The sequence below is a fragment of the Pedobacter steynii genome (assembly GCF_900103665.1).
In the GTDB taxonomy this organism is placed as follows: domain Bacteria; phylum Bacteroidota; class Bacteroidia; order Sphingobacteriales; family Sphingobacteriaceae; genus Pedobacter; species Pedobacter steynii.
This window is the reverse complement of sequence record NZ_FNGY01000007.1, coordinates 1-15,811: the sequence shown is the minus strand read 5'-3', so window position 1 is coordinate 15,811 and position 15,811 is coordinate 1. Positions and strand designations below refer to the sequence as shown.

Genomic DNA, 15,811 nt, shown 5'->3' with positions numbered 1-15,811 from the left:
TAAAACAAATAAAATAGGATGAAAAGAGTAGTCGTAACCGGAATGGGAGTTATTAGTCCATTAGGAAATTCTGTAGATGAATTGTGGAAGAATATCCTTGCAGGTAAAAGTGGAGTAGGACCAATTACCAAATTTGATTCTACCAAATTTAAAACTCATTTTGCCTGTGAAGTCAAAGACTTTAATGCAGAAGATTACCTGGAAAAAAAAGAAGTCAGGAAATATGACGTTTTTACCCAGTTTGCCATTGCAGCAAGTGACCAGGCCATTAAAGATTCGGGCCTTGATTTCTCCACCATGGAAGAAGAAGACCGTTATGAAGTAGGTGTGATCTGGGCAACAGGAAATGGAGGAATTGGTACTTTTGAACAACAGCTGAAAGAATATCACCTCGGTGACGGCACCCCTAGATTCAACCCATATTTTATTCCTAAAATGATTGTAGATATCGCTGCTGGTGTGATCTCGATCCGCAATCAGCTGCATGGACCTAACTACTGTACGGTTTCTGCCTGTGCTTCTTCCAATACCGCAATTATCAGTGCTTTTGATACCATCAGATTGGGAAAAGCAAATGTGATGATTGCCGGTGGTTCTGAAGCTGCAATTACTGATTCTTCAGTAGGTGGATTTAATGCTGCTCAGGCCTTGTCAAAAAATAATGATAATGCAGAACACGCTTCACGTCCTTTCGATAAAGACAGAGATGGTTTTGTCATCGCGGAAGGTGCTGCGGCCTTAGTTTTAGAAGAATACGAACATGCCATAAAAAGAGGCGCAACCATCTATGGTGAAATGGTTGGAGGTGGAATGGCTGCCGATGCATACCACTTAACGGGTACGCATCCGGAAGGATTAGGTGCAATCCAGGGAATGAAAAAGGCATTGGCCGATGCTGGAATTCAACCGGAACAAATTGATTATATCAACGCACATGCAACTTCAACCGGTCTCGGTGATTTAAGTGAACTTAAAGGAATTAAAGCCGTATTTAAAGATTCGCAGGTGGCAATCAGCGGCACAAAATCTATGACAGGCCATTTACTTGGTGCTGCAGGTGCGCTGGAAAGTGTGATCAGTATTCTTGCTGCAAAACACGATATGATTCCGGGTACTACAAATACAGTGACCCTGGACGAAGCAATCCCTGAAGGATTAAACATCGTCTTAGGTCAGTCGATCGCTAAAAAGGTAAATTATGTGATGAACAATACCTTTGGTTTTGGTGGTCATACTGCTACTTCGATCTTTAAGAAATACGAAGCATAACAGCAAATTGAATAATAACGAAAAAGGGTCTGTATCTAAGGGTACAGACCCTTTTTTGTAGTGCAATTTCAGACTAAGGCAGCGTAACCACGATTTTCCCAACGGTCCTTCCGCTCTCCATCTGATGATGGGCAGCAGCCATCTGATCAAAAGGATAACTTCCGGAAATATGTGATTTAACAATTCCTTTTTCCAGTAATCCGGCGATGGTTTTCATGTCTTCCCCACTGGACTGAACAGATGTGGCGTAGCCATTCACTCCTTTGACCCTGGATTTTTCTTCCACACCAGCATTTAATCCGCTCGGAATGCTGATGAGTGTGCCACCGGAATTCATGATCTCCAGAGATCGGTCAATATGATCAGTACCCATGCTATCCAGTACAAAATCAATGTCTTTTACTTGTGTTTCAAATGGATTGGCTGCATAATCGATGTGCTGATCTGCACCAAGCGACAACACGAAATCTTTGTTTTTTTCTGAGGAAGTCCCGGCAACAAAAGCCCCCAGATGTTTGGCCATTTGTACCGCAAAATGACCTACACCACCGGCAGCAGCATGAATCAGGACCCTGTCGCCTTTTTTTACTCCGGCTTTTACAATAGCCTGCCAGGCGGTAAGTGCAGCTAGAGTTGCTCCTGCAGCTTCCTGGTGACTGATGTTTTTTGGTTTCAAAGATAAATGGGCAGCCTGAGCGGCTACATATTCCGCATAAGCTTTTCCATGTCCATGTTCTGAGAAATCAACCATGCCGAAAACTTCATCACCTGCTTTAAACAAATCAGATTTTGATGCTTTCACTACGCCAGAGATGTCCCAACCTAGAATGATTGGATTTTCGGCTTTGAGTCTTTCATATCGGCCTTTTCCTTTTCTGGTTTTGATGTCAATAGGATTGATACCAATCACTTTTACTTCAACCAAAACTTCTTCGTCCCTGATAAGGGGGATTGATATTTCTGAGATCATCAGTTGATCTGCAGTTCCTGGTTCTTTTAATACTATTGCTTTCATTTTATTTTCTTTTTTATGGTAACACAAAATTATACCAGATTTGTTCCGCTAAAACGGTATATGTTTTCTGTAATTTGGTATTTTTGTTACATGATTAAGGAAAACCTACATGAGCCCTTCTCGATTACTTTTAAAAAAATTAGGGAATGTCTGAAGCATGACCACCAGCACAGCTTCTTTGAATTGATTTATGTCATTTCGGGTACAGGTCAACAAACCATTAATAAGAATAACTTTCTGTACCGTCCGGGAAATCTTTTTTTAATCACGCCGGAGGATGCTCATTCTTTAGATGTGGAGACCACTACAGAATTTTTCTTTCTCCGTTTCAATGACATCTATATCAGGAACAATAGCCTCCTGGCCGAAAATGTAAAACGATTGGAATATATCCTGCATAATGCCAATCACCGGCCGGGTTGTATCCTTAAAAACAAAGCCGATAAAGTATTGGTGAGCGCAATGGTCACTGCCATAGAGCAGGAATTCCTCAATAAAGACCTCTACAATAAGGAACTCATCCAGCAACTGATTAACACCTTGATTATTGTTGTTGCACGTAACATTGCGAAGTACTTACCAGAGCAGGTCAATATGAGAAATGAAGAAAAAGCAATGGACATCCTGCAATATATCCAGACGAATATCTATGAGCCGGAGAAGCTAAAGGCAGCGCAGATCAGCAGTAATTTCGGCATTTCAAATGCTTACCTCGGCAGGTATTTTAAAAAACATGCGGATGAAACCATGCAGCAGTACATCACCAATTACAAGATCAAACTGATCGAACATCGCCTGCAGTTCAGTGATAAAAGGATCAATGAGATTGCCTATGAGTTTGGCTTTACCGATGAAAGTCATTTGAATAAATATTTCAGGAAGCAAAAAGGAGACAGTCCAAAAGAATATAGGAAAAGGGCTAAGCTTTCTGCTGTTGCTGAAAATATTTCAAATAATAATCCAAACCTAAAAGAATACCAAGCATAACGACAACGATCAGGTAAAGAGAAGGGCTGCCATTGATCTGAAGTTGCTGTGATACCTTACTAAACTGGCCGATCAAATGATAAACATTTGGGCTTGTGGAGGGTGTAGCTGTATTTCCTGTGAATAAGAACAGCAGCAATGAAAACAAGAGAAAAGAAGCTGCAATGGCAAACCCTGCTCTTTTGCTAATGATGGGCTGATCTTGCTTTTTTACCGGTAATGCCTCAATTCTATCCATCACCTGTTCCGTAAAATCAGTAGATAAGCTGGCCATTCCATGCTGCTTCAGCAAATCCTGCAAGGCGACATTGATGGGAATGTCCGCACTTGCATCTGTTGAAATCTCTTTCATGACCTGCTCCATAAAATCAGGGGCAGGAGCATCCGGCTCCACTTTCTGAAGTAGCATTTTTAGTCTTTCTTTTTTCTTTGCTGCCATTTTCTAAACCCTTTCTTGTTATAGTAGAAACTTCAATTCACGTTCCAGTCTTTTTCTGGCTCTGAACAACTGGATTTTCACGTTCGGGATGGACAATCCAGTGATCTCACAAACTTCCTTAATGGTACTTTCATTAATGTAATACAAAGTAACCAGCAATGCCTCCGTTTTTGGGAGCTTCTCAATGGCCTGTCTTACATATTTTGCCTGCTCATCCGAGTGTAACTGATCCAGCTGAGGAACAGATCCGTCGGTAACATCATGAGGATAGTTTTCATCATCAATAGAGGACGTTTTTATTCTTTTGTCCTTGATCAGGAGAATGGCGGTTCTGTAAACGATTGTATACAACCAGGTAGAAAACTTTGAGCTTCCTTTAAAGCTATGGATGGCCTGATACGCTTTAATAAAGCCCTCTTGCACAGCATCCTCGGCCTCTTCCGCATTTCCGGTAATTTTGAGCGCAATGGTATAGGCCATATTCTTGTACTTATTCAGAAGAAATGAATAGGAAGCGGTGTCACCGTTCTTTACCCTGTCAACATATATCTGATCTTCTGTATGGTCCATTCTCTCATAAGAGCAAAATATTGCTAACCTGGTTACAAATAATATCATATATTTTTATTTAATTTTTTTTGTAACCAACAACCTGGTATTTCGCTCCTATGGCATATATCAACAATTTAAAACGACGATCATGGATGAAGTAGTAAGAGATGTTATTGTGTCTATAGGCGCTTTCGCAGCAATTTTTGGAATCATATATGTGTATTTAATGACAAGGCACCGGGAGCGAATGGCGATGCTGGACAGAGGGGTAGAGGTCTCGCCTTTTAATTCTGTCAAACATTCCAATTTCCTGACCCTGAAATATGGGATGCTTTCTGTAGGTGTTGCCATAGGAATGATCATGGGTTCTGTGCTCAGTGATTACGGAATGGCAAAGTCGACCAGCTTTTTATCGATGATCTTCCTGTTCGGGGGAATCAGTTTGATTCTCAATCACATCATCACCCGAAAAACCTCCTAATACCCGGATGGGCCGCATTCCGGCGGCTCCTAAGCTCATTTTTATTACTGCCGATTAATAGCTTTTGAGCGCTATAAAAATAGCGCTTAGGCGGAGCTATGCCCTTAAATATTGAAAACCTATAATCCAGATACCATGTCTATAAAAAATGTAACCCGAATATTAATCTGCAACTTGCTCTTTCTGGCTGCTTATGCAAGTGGACAAACAACTGTGAGCCACAGAGCGATCTCAGGTATAGTGGCCGATCAGGTAACGAAATTACCATTGAGCTATGTCACGGTCCGACTGAAAACAAAAGATGGGGCCATCTTAAAAACCATGCTGACCCTGAATAATGGATCATTTCTATTTACTGACCTTAAACCGGAGCAGTATCACCTGACTTTATCTGCGCTTGGCTATGCGGGCTTACAATTACCCGCAAAAGAACGGGATACCCTGTACCTTCAGCCACAGGAAAATGGGTTAAAGGAGGTTTCCATTATTGCCGCCCGCCCCATCATCAAACAGAAAGCAGGAACAATCATTTACGATGTGCAGGCAGATCCTGATAGCAAAAATAACCAGCTGCTGGATATGATGCGCAAAATCCCTTATGTTTCATTGGACGGCGATCAAAACCTGTTGTTAAAAGGTAGCCCTGATTTCAGGATTTTTCTAAACGGAAAGCCATCCGGCATGTTTGCCAGAGACCTGAAATCCATTTTAAAAAGTATCCCGGCATCAACGGTTCAGCGCATCGAGGTCATGACAACTCCCCCTTCAAAATACGATGCCGAAGGACTAGCCGGAATCATTAACATCGTTACCATCAAAAAGTTAAATAATGAATGGAACGGGACACTTAATTTAAATGCGCGTTTACCCGATGTAAGCACGGGTGCGGGAAGCTCATTTACTTTCAAAAAGGATAAATGGGGAATGTCGGCCCTCACGGGAGGGAACTTAAACCATAGCCCTGAATTGGTAAGTACAGGATTCAGGCAAACCTATGGAACAAACCCAACAGATTTATTCCAGCAGCGAAGCCGCAACCCGGAGGGAAGAACAGGTTATTTAGGAACAGAATTGAGTTACGAAATAGATACACTGAACCTGGTTTCAGCAAGGTTTAATACCAACGGAAACCATTCCGAAAATAATGGCTTTTTACATTCAAAACTAATTGGTGCAGGAGCAATCCTGCAAGGATATGACCTTGCTGAACGAACAAGGGTTAACAGTGGAGGACTGGACTTTTCCGCTGACTATCAATTGGGCTTTAAAGCGGATAAGAACCGGATGCTTACCCTCTCTTATAGTTATCAAAATAATAAAAACGAGCCTTCCACAGCAGCACTGATCTCCAATGTGCTGAATTACCCGAACCGGGATTACAGACAGGAACAAAATGATGATGCAAAAGAAAATACGGTACAGCTGGACTACGTTTATCCTCATAAAAATCTGACGGTAGAAATGGGGGCCAAAGGGATTTTTAGAAATAACAATGCGGATTTTAAGGTAGATGATGATCCACAAAACAGCGATCATTTATCCTATAGACAACAAGTTTTATCGGCCTATAATTCTTACCAGTTGAATTGGAAAAGCTGGAACCTTCAGGCGGGCCTTCGTTTGGAGCATACCTTGATTGATGCTGATTTCCTCAAAAATACAACTAATGTAAAACAAAATTACACGAATGTATTTCCAACGATAACAATCAGTAAGACGCTAAAAGGTGGAAATGGCATAAATGCCGGATTTTCCCAAAGAATGAAAAGACCGGGGATAAACAGGCTCAATCCTTTTGTAAACCGCATAAACCCTGATTTTGAAACAACGGGGAACCCGGATTTGCGTCCTGTAGTGGTCAACTCGATATCTCTTGGCTATAACAGTTCCAAAAAGCTAACCTTTAACGCCGGAATGGATTACTCCTTTTTAAATGAGGCAGATCTGCCAGTGAGCACTTTTGATCCGGTCAGCAACATTACAAGAAAGACTTATGATAATTCCGGAAAACTGACCGGACTCAGCAGTTTTATCTATCTCCGCTATCCTTTAACCAGTCGCCTGGACCTAAGCCTAAATGGGCGTGCGATCTATTTCTGGATGAGCGGCGAGGCCATGGGGCAGAAAATGGAGACAGAGCTGTTTACCTGGTCTTTCAACTTATCCTCTGGTTATAATTTTGAAGGTGGTTGGCGTACCAATGCGAATTTATTCCTGGAAAGTCGAAATCCAACAGGTTTTCAGGGGACAACGAACGGAGTGGTTAGCGCTTCTTTTAATGTCAGCAAAACGCTGGTCAAAGATAAGTTGTCGTTCGGGGCAGGTACCAATAACCCATTTACAAAATTCAGAACGAATAAAACGGTTACCGAAGGTCCTCAGTTTTATCAGACCGATTATTCCCAAAGTTATTTCAGGTCATTCAGCCTGAATTTGAATTATAACTTTGGCGGCTTAAAAGGCGAATTGAAGAAAAATAAGCGTGGGATCAGGAACAATGATTTGTCAAATTGATGATGATTGACTCAAAATCGGTAAGCTGCTGTTTAACTGAAAAGAGCCGCAATTTGCGGCTCTTTAGATCATTATTCTGCGCCAAGCACGGGTGGCGCCGGAGCATCTGAAATCACATGGATCTCACGTTGAGGATAAGGAATGCCAATATTGTTTTTATCCAGTTCCTGTTTGATCAATTGATAGTTTCTATGATAAGTTGGCCAGAAATCTCCATTTGCAGACCAGGCACGGGTGGTTAAGTTTACCGCATTATCACCCAAGGCGCTAACGAGTACCACGGGTGCAGGTTCTTTGAGCACAAGAGGGTCAGCAGCCAAAGTTTTTAAAATCACATTTCTGGCCACATCGATATCTGAATTGTAGGATATGCCAATTACATACTCCGCCATTCTGTTCTCATTATCAGAAACATTATTGATGACTGCATTTGCTAAAGGCCCGTTTGGAGCATACAGTGTGGTTCCATTTTTCGCCCTCAGCGTAGTGTACAGGATGTCTATCTTTTGAACAGTTCCTTCTACGCCATTGCTGGAAGAAATAAAATGACCTATTTTAAAAGGCTTAAAAAGCAGGATCAATACGCCACCTGCAAAATTGGAAAGGCTTCCCTGCAGTGCCAGACCGATCGCCAAACCTGCAGCACCAAGAACGGCAACAAAAGAAGTGTTTGGAATCCCAAGTGTCGAGGTTACGGTAAGCAATAAAAGGATATAAAGGATGGCCTTTAAGATGCTAAGCAGGAAGTTGGTAAGTGAGCTGTCAATTTTGCCCTTGTTTAAACGGTTCGTTAAAAAACGAAGGAAGAATTTAATTAGCCAGATGCCGATTACTAAAACAAGGATCGCACTGATAAAAGAGGGGAGGCTGTCAATTAATCTGTTCAGTAAGCGTTCAATACCGATTTCTAAATTAGTCATATGATGTTATTTTTCAGTTTTAATGGAGATAACACATTTATAATGCCATTTCTTTAGCTTCTGGCGCTTTTTTCTTAAAACAATCGTTCCGCCAGTTGTCACATTTCCAATCAGAAGAGCCTAATTTTGGTGCCGGATTAAGCCCTGATTCTGTCGCATTTTTGTAGTTCTCAGAATTTTATTGCATTTTGAACCCTCAGTATGATTGTCAGGCGAATGTTTGATTGCCATCTGCAAAGTATAACTTCTGATTTCCTACAAAATTGGGGTGTAGTTTTGATTTAGAATTTTATAATGATGGTGAGATTGAAGTGTGCCCTTTTACTAATCCTGTGTTTTCCTTTTCTGACCATGGCACAGCAGGTCGACTCCTTAGCAAAGAAAAATACTTTTCGCATTGCACCTTTTATTATACCAACCGTATTTATTGGATACGGACTCATGGCCAAGGGCGATAACTTTATCAGAGATCTGGACCGTACCACACGGGATGAACTTCAGGAAGATCACCCGTTATTCTCCAAAAGTGCTGATGATTTTATGCGTTATGTGCCTGCACTGGCTGTTTATGGATTAAACCTGGCCGGTGTAAAAGGTAGACATAGTTTACTTGATGCAACAGGGAATTATGTCGTTACGATGGGAATTATGACTGCCGCTGTATCCATCGCCAAAAAACAATCACATCGGCTTCGTCCCGATGGCAGCAGTTACGACTCGTTTCCTTCAGGACATACCGCAACTTCTTTCGCCTCGGCAGAATTTCTGAAACAGGAATATAAAGACGTATCACCATGGATTGGTTATGTAGGATATGGAGTTGCAACGACGACCGGTATCTTCAGGCTTTACAACAACAAACATTGGGTAAGTGATGTGGTGGCGGGTGCCGGGGTAGGAATCCTGTCCGCAAAACTCGGTTATCTGGTGTATCCTCAGCTGAAAAGACTGATCATGGGGAGAAAGCAAAGCAATTTCAATCTGATGCCTGCTTATCAGGATAGGGCGATGGGCTTTTCTTTCTCCGGAAGGTTTTAGATCAAAAGCGGTTTCTTCAGAATTCCTTCATTTTCACTACGAAATTCCTAACTATTTAGGCAATAGCTTTAGGGTGTAATTCTTATTGTTGATTGTATTGCCCGGTTTGATCAGAAAATTTTATCGCTAAGGCTTGAAATAGTAAGGGGTTGAACTTCCCGGAACAACCCCTTCGTCGTCGACATCCATCGAGTAAGAATAAATTAAACTCAAATATAGATTTATGATAAAGTCCAAAAAATGATCTTCGTCACAATTTTGGGAAAATGTAATCTTAAGGTCATTCCATGTAACATTACCACTTATTATTTGTAATCTTTCTAAATAATCTATTATTTGCCACTATGGAAAAGAAAGAAAATATAGCTGCGCAATTTGTTACGGCAACGCTTTACCTAAAAAGCAGGGAATACATTACCCCTCATTATATTAGAATCAGGCTTACAGGAGATGATGTTTATAAGTTCAGTATAGCTACAGTAGGAGTGAACAATAAAATTTACATTCCCCCTGCAGGTTTAAATGAAATACATTATCCGAATTGGGATTTTGAAGCAGAAAGATGGGATATGCCACCTGTAGAAGTTCGTCCGGCAATCCGAACATATACCCATCGGGGAATAGATGTGGAGAAAAATGAAATGATCATTGATTTTGTTGCCCATGGCGATAATGGACCTGCTTCTGCATGGGCGATGCATGCTGAGCCAGGGGCAGCTCTGGGTGTAACGATGAGGGCAAAAGAGACCGAATTATATCCGAAAGCAGATTGGTATCTGTTGGTGGGGGATGCTACAGCGATTCCGGTATTGGGTGCAATTCTGGAAGACTTGCCCGAAGATGCGGAAGGGGTAGCTTATATCGAAGTGGAAAGCGAAGCTGATGAGCAGGACTTGAAAACAAAATCAAAGGTTCAGCTGAAATGGATCCACAATCCTTTAGCGGGAGAGGGGACTTTTCTTTCTGATGCTGTTCGTCAGGCGGATTTACCTGAGGCAATGGAGATCCGGAAGTTTGCTTATGTGGCTGCGGAATTCAAAACGGTGAAAGCGGTCAGGCAGTTTCTGCGTAATGAAGCCTTCTGGACAAGGGAAGAGTTTTATGCTTATTCCTATTGGAAATCCGGAACCTCGGAAGACGGTTCTGAAGTAGACCGGAGGTCCGAACATCAGGAAAAATAATACAATTTGTAATTGCAATAATATCTTGTAAATTTAGTGTAATTACTTATGGATATATTTGTACATACTTCATGTGGTAGTTTTATATCATTGTACGCTTTTATATACTCATTTTGCTCTCTGATGAAAAAAATAGCACTTTATATTGCTGGATGTATAATTGCTGTATGCAGTATGTTTCTTTCTACTTTCCTTATTGCGCTCTTTTCCGGTGATCCTGTCAATTATAATTTTGACCGCTACTTTTGGATTGCGGTGTTTTCTTTTGGTTTATGTCTTGGTTATTTTCTTTCAAGAGACAAAATTTCTGATTATTGGACGGAGGATTAGCCGTTCCTCTTAATCACATCTTATCATTTTCTTAATTTTGATTTCACACCCGTGTTTATGCTGTTTGTATAGCCTTTTTTGCCGCGATTAGCATTCTTAAATAAATTTCTTTTAATTTTTGATTGCTACTTTGTTTCTTAATATGTTAATATGTGTTTCATTAAGTTGTTTTAATGTACTATTGTGATTTTATTTTTTCAAATGTTTCTTTGTGATTCACCTTTGTCTGATCGTAAGGTGTGTTTTCCTCCATTGATTTTGTGGTTTTTGTAGTGTTTATTATTGTTGGCATAACAATGAATTTATATTTTTATAGGTATAGGTGACCCCAATGTGGGGAATTAATTCTACTAATGTTCCCTATGTGATTTGTTTTTTATTCCTGTTGGTTTTGTGGTGTTTTTTAATATACTGTTTTTTGGGTTATTAGCGCTATTTTCAATGTTTTCGTTTTATTGGTCTGATTTTTATTAAAAAGTTTTCACTTTTATGGTATTATTTAATGAAATGATCAAAATTCTGAGTAATTTGGTGGTAATAAATACAGTTAATCTTTAAGAAAATTTGCTGGGGGGCTGATCATCTTGAGAGAAAAATATTCATTGAGTCGGATCTGTCCCATCGAATTGGTGTTCTTAAAGTAGAGTAAGCCTGTATAATCAATATTATGCTAAAAGTGCTCCGACGTATTCTCCTATCTATACCTAAGAAATTACACTTTCTGTTTATATTTTGTTTGTTGGTTAATTTTTCGGCGGTGTATGCGGAGGGAAGCAAGGATTTATATCCGGCAGGAGTAAAGGGAAATAGGGCCTTTTTGTATTCAAACAATGCAGCTGCGGCTACTGGCTCCTCTGTTTCCTTTCCTTTTAAAACGCTTGGCACTCACTACGTTTATGCGAAAGCAAATGAATTCATTTCGGTTGCTTCCAGTGCTCAGGGAACAGGTGATGGACAAATTTGGGTAACTTCCCCAAGTGGGGTTAAGACTATAATTAGCGCTTATAGCAGACGAATACCGGACCGTCTCAGAGAGCTGAATGGACCCCGCCATTTTGGTAAAAATGATGCAAATAAATATACTCCTTCTTTTGTCTCGGTAAACAACGAAGAAGGAATCTGGAAAGTCGAATTTCTTCCACCGGGATCTGAAACCAGTACCGATAATCCTGAGCCGACAAATAACCTGGCCGATGGCAATTGGACAACTGAAGACGATAATGCCGTTGTGATAGCTGCCTGGGATATCTCCGTGGAAGACCCAGGTCGAACCATTTGGAGAAAAGGTAGGGTATATACGAATTTATTAAACCTGAAGCTATATAATACTTTAGCTGACGAAAATCGTGCTTATCATGGAATGAACTATGTGCTGACCAAAGACGGCAGGGTTTATCGTGTGAAAAATAATGGAAATAACGGATTTGCATTTACTTTCTTTTCCAACAATAAGGGATTTATAAAAGAAGATGGAAGTCCCATTTACAAGAGTTTAAATACTACCAACGCTCAGGTAATTAAGGATGGTGTCCATGACCCGCGTATTGCGGATGATGAAATCAAAAATTTAGTTACTCACAAGCTTTTTTATCAACCGCCCTCGGATGATTTGCCTTCTTCGGCTCCGGTGGTATTGTGGTCCAAAACACCATCGACAACGGTAACGAGCACCTGGCTTAAAAACACTGCTATAGTTCCCATCGTCACAAATGTTAGATTTAATGGTTCTGAAGCAGCTACCCCAAATCAGGCAGGTCAAAAGGGTGGGATCATTACATTTACTGCAAATGTTCCCGGAACCTATCGGATTACTATCCCTATTGCCAGCCCGGGGCGTGATAAAGTAATTGCAGGTCTCGCCGTTCAGGGAGAGAACCGTATTGAATGGAGGGGCTTGGATGGTGATGATCATTTGGTTAGCCCCGGGTTACTCATCCCTAAAATTAAGGTGAGGCTATCCTCGGCAGAGGTGCATTTTCCTTTTATAGATATGGAGATCAATCCCAAGGGGATTATTATAGAACTGGCGGAAAATCAATGGCCTTACGTGGTAAATGATACTTCTCTTGACGAAAGTGTTTACAGTGATCGCGTATACTGGGATGATAGTGACGTTTCAGATGGGATGGCCGGTGAGGGCTCCAGTCCAAAGGTGAACAATATTGAAGGAGCCTCCAGTAGGACTCTTGGACATAAGTGGGGTACTTATAGCCCGGACTTATTAGTTACTACCTCCGGAAATGATGGCAAGGGAAGCTATAGCTTCGGGAACGAGAAGTCTATGGATACTTATGCTTATATCTTAAGTAATGAAGAGGCGGCGGAACTGAATGTCAATATTAAAGTCGCAGATTTGAAGATTGTAAGTATCAACCCTGTAGGGAGTCATCTTACTACCGGAAAAGCGCTCAGTTATATTGTAAAAGTGAAAAATGACGGGCCAAGTGATGTAATAGGAGCCAAATTTCAATTTCTCGCTCCCGCTGGATTTCAAATTGCCAGCGCCATACTTTCGGCAAGCAGCTGTGCTACTGAAGGAGGTCAAAGTATAAACGGAAACAATTATAGTTCCTCCTTAAACTTAAAAAATGGCTGCGAAATCACCTATACCATTACCGGGACAATCGGAGCTGCAATGTCTGCACCTCCTTTTCGCGTAGAGGCCAATATCATGCGCCCGGCGGATCTTACAGATCCGGATGCGACAAACACAGAGTTTACTCAAATGCCGGTTTCCAGCGCGGCCGAATGTGCTGCTGTTCCCTCTGTAAATGGTTGTAATAATATTATGCATAGTAATGTTGCTGTTCAGGAGATCTGTGTTAATACAGATATTACTGCTATTGTATATAACGGAATGGCAGGCGGGCAGGTGTCACTTAGCGGTAGTGTAGCTGGTTTAGATTTTGTCTTTACCTCGGGCAACACAGTTTTAACCGTTAACGGCAGGCCAACTGCATCTGGCTCTTTTACGGTAGGGACGGTGGGTAACGAAACAGAAACAACGACTTATATTATCAATGTAAATCAACCTCCGGTTCTTCAACCACTAAGTCATGTTTCTGTTTGTGAAGATAAAAATGCGGTCTTCACTGTAACCTCAGCAGAGACAGGTCTCACTTATAAATGGCAGTTTAATGATGGTAAGGGTGGAGGATGGGAGGACTTTGCTGCTGGTGCCACAGGTGTTAGCGGGGTTAATACAGCATCGGTTACGTTAAGTAATGTGCCGTTAGCTTCCAGTGGTAAACAATTAAGGGTGATCGTTACTTCTGAGCTAGGGTGTTCTTCAGTATCTTCTACATCGGTTTTAACAGTAGTTAAACTGCCAGGAAAACCAGTGGTACTTCCCTCATCAAACGGATTTTGTGTTGGTACTTCTGTCACGCTAACCTATAATCCCCCTGCCGCTGTAAAGGCGTTTCAATGGTATAAAGATGGAGTTATTATCGCAGGTGCGATCCAAAAAATTTATCAGGTATCTGAAAAGGGAAGTTATCATATAGTTGTGAAAAATATTGAGGGTTGTGAAAGTTTACCCTCTGATGCAATACTGATTGATGTATTTCCTGAGCAACCACAGCCGGAAGTCACGATCGAAGGAAGCACTACTTTTTGTGCTGGGAAATCTGTGAAGTTGACATCCAGTTTTTCTGCAGGTAACCAATGGTACCGGGACGGTTCTCCTATGGCTGGAGAAGATAAACAGATATTAATAGTTTCTGATCCAGGACTATATAGCGTTGTCGTAAAAAATCTAAACGGTTGTTCAGCAATATCCGAAGAAATTGAAGTGTTTGTCAACCCTGTTCCTGGCGCAGCTGATGTTGAGGTTACCGAAGGCAACCTGACGTTCTGTACGGGTGATCAGGTGATTCTGAAGTCCAATAAAACTGCAGGTAACCAGTGGTATAAAAACGGCGTTATCATCGACGGTGCCACATTGCAAAGTTATACGGCCAATACCAGCGGAACCTATACAGTGGTGGTAACCGAAAACGGTTGCCCAAGTCCTGCTTCTGCAGGAAAAGTGGTTACCGTAAACTTAATTCCCGGCGCAGCTGATGTTGAGGTTACTGAAGGGAACCTGACGTTCTGTACGGGAGATCAGGTGATCCTGAAGTCCAATAAAACTACAGGTAACCAGTGGTATAAAAACGGTGTTATCATCGATGGTGCCACATCGCAAAGTTATACAGCCAATACCAGCGGAACCTATACGGTGATGGTAACCGAAAACGGTTGCCCAAGTCCTGCTTCCGCAGGAAAGGTGGTTACCGTAAACCTGATTCCCGGCGCAGCTGATGTTGAGGTTACTGAAGGGAACCTGACGTTCTGTACGGGTGATCAGGTAGTCCTTAAATCCAATAAAACTGCAGGTAACCAGTGGTATAAAAACGGCATTATCATCGATGGTGCCACATTGCAAAGTTATACGGCCAATACCAGTGGAACCTATACTGTGGTGGTAACCGAAAACGGTTGTCCAAGTCCTGCCTCTGCAGGAAAGGTGGTTACCGTAAACCTGATTCCCGGCGCAGCTGATGTTGAGGTTACTGAAGGGAACCTGACGTTCTGTACGGGAGATCAGGTGATCCTGAAGTCCAATAAAACTGCAGGTAACCAGTGGTATAAAAACGGAATTATCATCGACGGTGCCACATTGCAAAGTTATACGGCCAATACCAGTGGAACCTATACAGTGGTGGTAACAGAAAACGGTTGCCCAAGTCCTGCCTCTGCAGGAAAGGTGGTTACCGTAAACCTGATTCCCGACGCAGCTGATGTTGAGGTTACTGAAGGGAACCTGACGTTCTGTACAGGTGATCAGGTAGTCCTGAAGTCCAATAAAACTGCAGGTAACCAGTGGTATAAAAACGGAATTATCATCGACGGTGCCACATCGCAAAGTTATACGGCCAATACCAGCGGAACCTATACGGTTGTAGTGACAGAAAACGGTTGTCCAAGTCCTGCTTCTGCAGGAAAAGTGGTTACCGTAAACCTGATTCCCGGCGCAGCTGATGTTGAGGTTACTGAAGGGAACCTGACGTTCTGTACGGGAGATCAGGTGATCCTGAAGTC

11 protein-coding genes and 1 pseudogene are annotated in these 15,811 nt (G+C 41.7%); 8 read left to right on the top strand and 4 right to left on the bottom strand.

The features are described 5' to 3' along the window. Positions 1-18: 18 nt before the first annotated feature. Positions 19-1,269: a beta-ketoacyl-ACP synthase II gene (gene fabF / locus BLQ87_RS19280; RefSeq protein ID WP_074610061.1), complete on the top strand. Its 1,251-nt coding sequence runs from the start codon at positions 19-21 to the stop codon at positions 1,267-1,269. Between the two features lie 73 nt (positions 1,270-1,342). On the opposite strand, the gene BLQ87_RS19275 is transcribed toward fabF, so the two are convergent. Then, a complete protein-coding gene (locus tag BLQ87_RS19275) occupies positions 1,343-2,284 on the bottom strand; it encodes an NADP-dependent oxidoreductase (protein WP_074610060.1) in 942 nt (313 codons plus the stop codon). Positions 2,285-2,374: 90 nt separating this feature from the next. Here BLQ87_RS19275 and BLQ87_RS19270 point away from each other — a divergent pair, with 90 nt between their 5' ends. Beyond that, positions 2,375-3,271 (top strand): AraC family transcriptional regulator, encoded by an 897-nt coding sequence (locus BLQ87_RS19270; RefSeq protein WP_074610777.1) that lies wholly within the window; start codon positions 2,375-2,377, stop codon positions 3,269-3,271. Here BLQ87_RS19270 and BLQ87_RS19265 read toward each other — a convergent pair. Both BLQ87_RS19265 and BLQ87_RS19260 read right to left on the bottom strand, forming a co-directional pair. After that, entirely contained in the window at positions 3,204-3,710 is a 507-nt protein-coding gene (locus BLQ87_RS19265; protein ID WP_074610058.1) for a hypothetical protein, read from the bottom strand. The genes BLQ87_RS19270 and BLQ87_RS19265 overlap by 68 nt on opposite strands. 18 nt (positions 3,711-3,728) lie before the next feature. Then, a complete protein-coding gene (locus BLQ87_RS19260) occupies positions 3,729-4,328 on the bottom strand; it encodes an RNA polymerase sigma factor (protein WP_216857837.1) in 600 nt (199 codons plus the stop codon). A gap of 82 nt (positions 4,329-4,410) precedes the next feature. On the opposite strand from BLQ87_RS19260, the gene BLQ87_RS19255 reads away from it, so the two are divergent. Both BLQ87_RS19255 and BLQ87_RS19250 read left to right on the top strand, forming a co-directional pair. Beyond that, on the top strand, positions 4,411-4,743 hold the full coding sequence (locus BLQ87_RS19255) for a DUF6249 domain-containing protein (RefSeq protein WP_074610054.1): 333 nt from the start codon (positions 4,411-4,413) through the stop codon (positions 4,741-4,743). Positions 4,744-4,878: 135 nt separating this feature from the next. Further along, a complete protein-coding gene (locus BLQ87_RS19250; protein WP_074610052.1) occupies positions 4,879-7,257 on the top strand; it encodes an outer membrane beta-barrel protein in 2,379 nt (792 codons plus the stop codon). 71 nt (positions 7,258-7,328) lie between these two features. Here the strand turns inward: BLQ87_RS19250 and BLQ87_RS19245 are convergent, their stop codons facing one another. Beyond that, positions 7,329-8,177: a mechanosensitive ion channel family protein gene (locus BLQ87_RS19245; protein ID WP_074610050.1), complete on the bottom strand. Its 849-nt coding sequence runs from the start codon at positions 8,175-8,177 to the stop codon at positions 7,329-7,331. A gap of 351 nt (positions 8,178-8,528) precedes the next feature. Between BLQ87_RS19245 and BLQ87_RS19240 the strand changes: the two genes are divergently transcribed. The 4 genes and pseudogenes from BLQ87_RS19240 to BLQ87_RS19225 form a co-directional block, all read left to right on the top strand. Then, a complete protein-coding gene (locus BLQ87_RS19240; RefSeq protein WP_245723885.1) occupies positions 8,529-9,215 on the top strand; it encodes a phosphatase PAP2 family protein in 687 nt (228 codons plus the stop codon). Positions 9,216-9,559: 344 nt separating this feature from the next. Then, positions 9,560-10,396, top strand: coding sequence for a siderophore-interacting protein (locus BLQ87_RS19235; protein ID WP_074610049.1), 837 nt, complete (start codon positions 9,560-9,562; stop codon positions 10,394-10,396). A gap of 123 nt (positions 10,397-10,519) precedes the next feature. Then, positions 10,520-10,726, top strand: a complete 207-nt coding sequence (locus BLQ87_RS19230; protein ID WP_074610047.1) for a hypothetical protein — start codon at positions 10,520-10,522, stop codon at positions 10,724-10,726. Between the two features lie 739 nt (positions 10,727-11,465). After that, positions 11,466-15,811 (top strand): annotated as a pseudogene (locus tag BLQ87_RS19225) (hypothetical protein); the annotation flags it as partial.

Bases quoted from the DNA above. Each gene is read 5' to 3' on its own strand.
- fabF (WP_074610061.1), top strand. From the start codon at position 19: ATGAAAAGAGTAGTCGTAACCGGAATGGGAGTTATTAGTCCATTAGGA.
- BLQ87_RS19275 (WP_074610060.1), bottom strand. From the start codon at position 2,284: ATGAAAGCAATAGTATTAAAAGAACCAGGAACTGCAGATCAACTGATG.
- BLQ87_RS19270 (WP_074610777.1), top strand. From the start codon at position 2,375: ATGATTAAGGAAAACCTACATGAGCCCTTCTCGATTACTTTTAAAAAA.
- BLQ87_RS19265 (WP_074610058.1), bottom strand. From the start codon at position 3,710: ATGGCAGCAAAGAAAAAAGAAAGACTAAAAATGCTACTTCAGAAAGTG.
- BLQ87_RS19260 (WP_216857837.1), bottom strand. From the start codon at position 4,328: ATGATATTATTTGTAACCAGGTTAGCAATATTTTGCTCTTATGAGAGA.
- BLQ87_RS19255 (WP_074610054.1), top strand. From the start codon at position 4,411: ATGGATGAAGTAGTAAGAGATGTTATTGTGTCTATAGGCGCTTTCGCA.
- BLQ87_RS19250 (WP_074610052.1), top strand. From the start codon at position 4,879: ATGTCTATAAAAAATGTAACCCGAATATTAATCTGCAACTTGCTCTTT.
- BLQ87_RS19245 (WP_074610050.1), bottom strand. From the start codon at position 8,177: ATGACTAATTTAGAAATCGGTATTGAACGCTTACTGAACAGATTAATT.
- BLQ87_RS19240 (WP_245723885.1), top strand. From the start codon at position 8,529: ATGGCACAGCAGGTCGACTCCTTAGCAAAGAAAAATACTTTTCGCATT.
- BLQ87_RS19235 (WP_074610049.1), top strand. From the start codon at position 9,560: ATGGAAAAGAAAGAAAATATAGCTGCGCAATTTGTTACGGCAACGCTT.
- BLQ87_RS19230 (WP_074610047.1), top strand. From the start codon at position 10,520: ATGAAAAAAATAGCACTTTATATTGCTGGATGTATAATTGCTGTATGC.